The sequence below is a fragment of the Paenibacillus sp. USDA918EY genome (genome assembly GCF_009870825.1).
GTDB classification, from domain to species: Bacteria; Bacillota; Bacilli; order Paenibacillales; family Paenibacillaceae; genus Paenibacillus_AQ; species Paenibacillus_AQ albilobatus.
The window spans coordinates 1-4,589 of the sequence record NZ_WTWY01000035.1; the positions used below are offsets into that span (position 1 = coordinate 1).

Here is a 4,589-nt window from a genome sequence, read left to right on the forward strand (position 1 = left end):
GATTTCGGGGTCGTCCGCACCCGCATGCAACCTCGACCGCCAGAAGGACCCGTGACCTCGTTCATCTTCTTTTGTCACGAACACCCCTGACTGCTCTGATTATCCCGGCTACTAGGCTTATGAAGATCCATAACCAGCCAGCCCAATTCAGATGCTTAGATGTATAACTAAGCCCTGAAAAACCAAACTCTATTGTCCAGAACCCTGTATGATCGCTGAACCCCACAAGAAAGAAGAACAGAGCCCAGGTTGCGCAAGCCATAAACACTAAAATTCCCATGGATATATCCCTCCTTAGTGTTAGTTTGCCCACATCCTATGGTGCCTTTACGTCGTTTGGTAGTGCAATCAAAAGTCTTTCTTATTGCGTTCCTTTATCTCCTTAATCAGGTCGTCACATTTACTGCGCATAAATTCAGCGTAAGTAAGGAGTTCAGTTTCATACGCCATGAAATTTTCATGTGTTCGTTTTTCCCTTGAGTACTTTTCACTAATTGCTGTTAAACCATCACAAGTCTCAGTTATAAGTGAAAATAGCCTTTTATCTGATTCAATTGCTTCAGGTAAGTGCTCCTGCAATTTATGGATCATTTGGATAACACTTCGAAATAGTTCCCCAATTTGAAAATTCTCTGCATCGAAATAATCCCATGCTGAATTTAACTCTTGTCTCAAAACGGTCGCAAGGACGTAAGCCTTCCGATCCTTTGCCGGCTTTTCCGCCTCTCGTTGTTTGCGAATTTGCCACATAGCTACACGGTAAGCTCCTAGTACACCTACAAAGCTACCAAAGAAACCACCTAAATCAAAACCAATATTCATGAATTAACCCCCAACGCTGAATTCGTGTGTCGCCATTATTCGAGGTCAGGGAGTTAAAACCTTCTCGGTTATCCAATATCAAACCGCCCTACCTGTTGCATTAACACCCCCGAATATAAAAAAAGCACCCTTTCAGGGTACTTATCTCCATGACCATTGGCCACTAGCGACATAAATCGAAGCTATAAAAGCAATTATAATTAAATATGGAGCTACACGCTTAATGGTTCCACCAACTTCATCAGGTGAATATCTAATAATGATAAAGAGCAGAATCCCTAAAATGATTACCGTGATAGCCCCAATTAATATCGGACCCGTTGAATCCCATATTTGATTCATTTTATTAAACCCCCGTGGTACTAATGTATTGCCTAATCCTGAACTGCTTTTCTCCACATGACCTGCTCAACTTTTTCTTGATATTCAAACACACTATTGATTAGCCCCTGAAGTTCCTCAGTACTATAAGCAAACCTTCCATCTGATAAATCGTAACACTGAATAGCTTTCCTTACGGCTGTCTCATATCTCGCCATAGCCTTTCCGAGATCTTCAATGTCATCATTGACCAATGGATATATCTTGGAATAAGTGTTTAATCGGCCTCTCACATTTGCCTCGGCCAACTGGATATCCTTCTTATCGTTTATACTCGAAAAAAAGAAGGAATCAGCTTCATGCCGGTCACTGTATTTTCTTAGTTTTTTATCATAACGATACTTACTTACTAATTCATGAATATTAGCCATTTTTTCGAATCCCCCCTCTTTATATTCTTCGTCATAATTTATTGATTTGTTTAATAGTTCGATGATAGTTCATCCCCAAAAGTCATTTTTCGAAACATCTTTTCCCGTTAATTGCTTAGCCGCCATCAACAGCAAGGTTACAGTGCTTCTCCGCACCTTATAATTAGGATCGCTGCATATATCCGAAATTGTATTCCGACTCAGATTCGTCAGTTTAACGACCTCTTCTTGTTTTATCTTATGTTTGTCTAAAAACTCCCCGAAAGGGGAACGTTTTTTTCCCAATCCAGACATTTTCCACACCTCCACATAAGACAGTATGGACGAGTCTAGCAATTTTCAAAACCTAATCTTTATCGATACTTGTAATATTGTACAAACAGGCTAACGTATTCTCTTTAACATACCGCCGAACAATCGACGGAACATTCGGCAAGGAGGGTGTTAATGATGGCCACATATGGGATTATCGTAAGCACTTATATTGTCACGGCTATGATCGAGGCACGCTGCAAAAACGGAGGGGATCCGCTCGGCGCCATGGCTGCACGAAGGTTTGGCCGAATCTTTTTGCTCAGTGTTGGCCTGGCGTTATCGTGGCAGTGGATCGCCGGCATGATCGATTTACTGCGCTAAACGTAGGGGTCGATGGGATATTTCCCCCGTGATACCCGATCTTTCCCCCACCCCTCTATACCGGCTTTTATTCTGGGAACTATTCCGAAAAGGGACAACGTCGTCTCATTTAACATTCGTCCAACAACAACCGTTTACCCTGCTGGTACTTACTTTTAGCGATCTTAAGTGAATCTAATCCATAAATAAAAAAGCACCCATGGATGGTGCTTTTTCTAAGTAATTATTCAGCTTTACCGGTTGCAATTAAATAACGTTGATAAGCCTCTTCATCTTGCATGATTTTAAAAAACTCTACGTCTCTTTGCATGACGGTTAATTGTAGTGTAGCATTTAGCCCATCAGGAATGGGCATTTTGGACTGTATGGCTGAGTTCACCAACTTAGTTAGTGGTTCTCCTATTGCCTGCTTAAAATTAAATCCTAAAAGCTGAGCAATATTAAATAATTCTTTGGATAAAATAGGCTTAAAGAGATTTATGGCTTCTTTTGTTTTTTGAGCATCATCCCCAACATTTTGCTCCGCTAAACTTTCAATTAGTGGAATAATATTCATTGTAATATAATCAATATCTTTGTCTGAAATCCTTTGCGTTATCAATTCTTCTTCATAAGATTGCGCTAGTTGAACAAGCCGATTTCTGTCGGATATCAGCTCGTTTATGATTTCCTCAAGGTTACTAATGGTCTTGTCTTTATCACCTGATGCCTTTGCTGTCTTTATTTTGGCCATAATCGACTGTACGCTGCTTTTAGCAATGCTGCTTCCTAGCTCAATACCTGCTTTTACCAACTCTTCTTCCATACTTCCCCTCCTAAACAGTAAAATTTCATCTTTTCTCCAGTATCAGTTACTGCTTTCCAACCGTCAAGTTTATAAGTGCTCAAAAAAAATGGAGCGCCTCTGTTTTAATCCAGTGGCGCACCATAGTTTAAATTTTTATTATCTTCTCTTTTTTCCTTCAGGGCATACATCGTGAGTAGGATCGAACCAAATCACGTTGAAAATCCCATTCACTTTAAATCCGAATATTCGATGTTCCTGAGTTACCCTCATCTCATCAATGCTTGCATCATCAGGCACCGAACTTGGCACTCTAGCAGTTAAACTGCTTCGTGGTATTGTTTTGTACTTGATACCGTCAGACATTCTGATTTGTTTCCATGTCATTTTGGACGACTTTTTCAAAAAATTGTGTAATTCCTTCAATTCTTGCTTCCCCAAGTTGTGCAAGTAGAAGTTATTTTCGCATAAGTGCTCAAAAGAAAACAACGGAGTCTGGTCTTCAGTACTCCGTTTAAGTTCGGTGACCGCACTGGGAATAAGTCCATGGCCCTTCTCACCGCTTTTGCTATGTTTGTTCATAGCCTGCTGGTATTTACTTTTAGCCATCTTTAGCTCTTAAGGAACTCCGAATAAAATCTTTCCATGGTTTCATTGGAGATAACAACTTCGCAACGTTGAGAAGGCGAATAACCTTCCCTAGCTTCCAACCATGGCTCTTCTTGATGAGTAAGTTCCTCGAGATAACGTCCATCGTATTTCCCGTAGGTTTTCCAAACTTCCTCCAGAAGATCTACCTGATCTTCCGTAAAATTCTCTTTGCCAAACTGGGGAATAGGTTCAATTGATTGCCATTGACGATCTCTGTACTGACTGTATAACCAAGGGTTTACTGGCCCGTGAACCCATGCTTGAAAGTCAGCGTCAACTAACGGCTCTTTTTCGAAGGCAAGATGCCAGGCCTGCGCGTAATAGCATAATTTCTGGAGTTTTAAATGAGTGATGGAGCTTCCTTCGTCAAACTGAAAACGATACAAAAAGAAGTTAGCAACATCCTGAATGGTTGGACGCATAGTTCTGTCCCCTTCCTACACTAACTGGCTTTAGTATTGCACAAACCCGGTTTTTTGTATACATAAATGTGTTTTTTGTTAACAAAATGTACATAATAGTTAACTTAAGTTAGAACGAACAAACTAAACAAAAACCCTACTAAAAATCAGTAGGGCATTTAACTGGTCAAATTAATTCTATGATCTAATACTTACTAAGACTTCTCCGCCGCTGCGTTCGCTCGTACGTCCTCAAGTGACTTTCCCATTCCCTCTGAGCATCCTTGACGGCACCCGCAACCACTTTAGCATCAGCATTTCCATGAATTGTGATAGGCATATTAAAGACAGGTGCCCAGGTGCCGCCGCCTGATTCCATCCCCAATGCTTCGCCGGCTGCCGCATACAGGCCCCTGGACCGCTTGGAATTGTTGATCGGAATAACGAACTCGTCGTCCCCGCCCTCACCAATCAAAGCCATTGTAGGGCTTGTTACATGACCACCGTCAGCGAATTCAGCATAATTTTTCATTGGTGAACCAG

General features: G+C 41.2%; 9 protein-coding genes. 1 reads left to right on the forward strand and 8 read right to left on the reverse strand.

Going from position 1 to position 4,589, the window contains the following annotated elements; genetic code table 11:
• Positions 1–348: 348 nt before the first annotated feature.
• The 4 genes from GQY55_RS30430 to GQY55_RS30445 form a co-directional block, all read right to left on the reverse strand.
• Complete coding sequence (locus tag GQY55_RS30430; RefSeq protein ID WP_160045671.1) at positions 349–822, reverse strand: hypothetical protein; 474 nt, start codon at positions 820–822, stop codon at positions 349–351.
• A gap of 141 nt (positions 823–963) precedes the next feature.
• The gene (locus GQY55_RS30435) at positions 964–1,164 is read right to left on the reverse strand and encodes a hypothetical protein (protein WP_160045672.1); all 201 of its coding nucleotides are present in this window, start codon (positions 1,162–1,164) and stop codon (positions 964–966) included.
• A 32-nt stretch (positions 1,165–1,196) separates the two neighbouring features.
• A complete protein-coding gene (locus GQY55_RS30440; protein ID WP_160045673.1) occupies positions 1,197–1,574 on the reverse strand; it encodes a hypothetical protein in 378 nt (125 codons plus the stop codon).
• Positions 1,575–1,643: 69 nt separating this feature from the next.
• Complete coding sequence (locus GQY55_RS30445; RefSeq protein WP_160045674.1) at positions 1,644–1,868, reverse strand: helix-turn-helix domain-containing protein; 225 nt, start codon at positions 1,866–1,868, stop codon at positions 1,644–1,646.
• Positions 1,869–2,021: 153 nt separating this feature from the next.
• Here GQY55_RS30445 and GQY55_RS30450 point away from each other — a divergent pair, with 153 nt between their 5' ends.
• A complete protein-coding gene (locus tag GQY55_RS30450; RefSeq protein WP_160045675.1) occupies positions 2,022–2,210 on the forward strand; it encodes a hypothetical protein in 189 nt (62 codons plus the stop codon).
• 223 nt (positions 2,211–2,433) lie between these two features.
• Here GQY55_RS30450 and GQY55_RS30455 read toward each other — a convergent pair whose 3' ends face one another.
• The 4 genes from GQY55_RS30455 to GQY55_RS31715 all read right to left on the reverse strand — a co-directional run.
• Positions 2,434–3,015 (reverse strand): hypothetical protein, encoded by a 582-nt coding sequence (locus GQY55_RS30455; RefSeq protein WP_160045676.1) that lies wholly within the window; start codon positions 3,013–3,015, stop codon positions 2,434–2,436.
• A gap of 138 nt (positions 3,016–3,153) precedes the next feature.
• Positions 3,154–3,603 (reverse strand): MAG6450 family protein, encoded by a 450-nt coding sequence (locus GQY55_RS30460; protein ID WP_160045677.1) that lies wholly within the window; start codon positions 3,601–3,603, stop codon positions 3,154–3,156.
• Between the two features lie 2 nt (positions 3,604–3,605).
• A complete protein-coding gene (locus GQY55_RS30465; protein WP_160045678.1) occupies positions 3,606–4,067 on the reverse strand; it encodes a Panacea domain-containing protein in 462 nt (153 codons plus the stop codon).
• A gap of 184 nt (positions 4,068–4,251) precedes the next feature.
• The coding region (locus GQY55_RS31715) for a hypothetical protein (RefSeq protein WP_236575979.1) at positions 4,252–4,589 on the reverse strand (338 nt) is incomplete at its 5' end.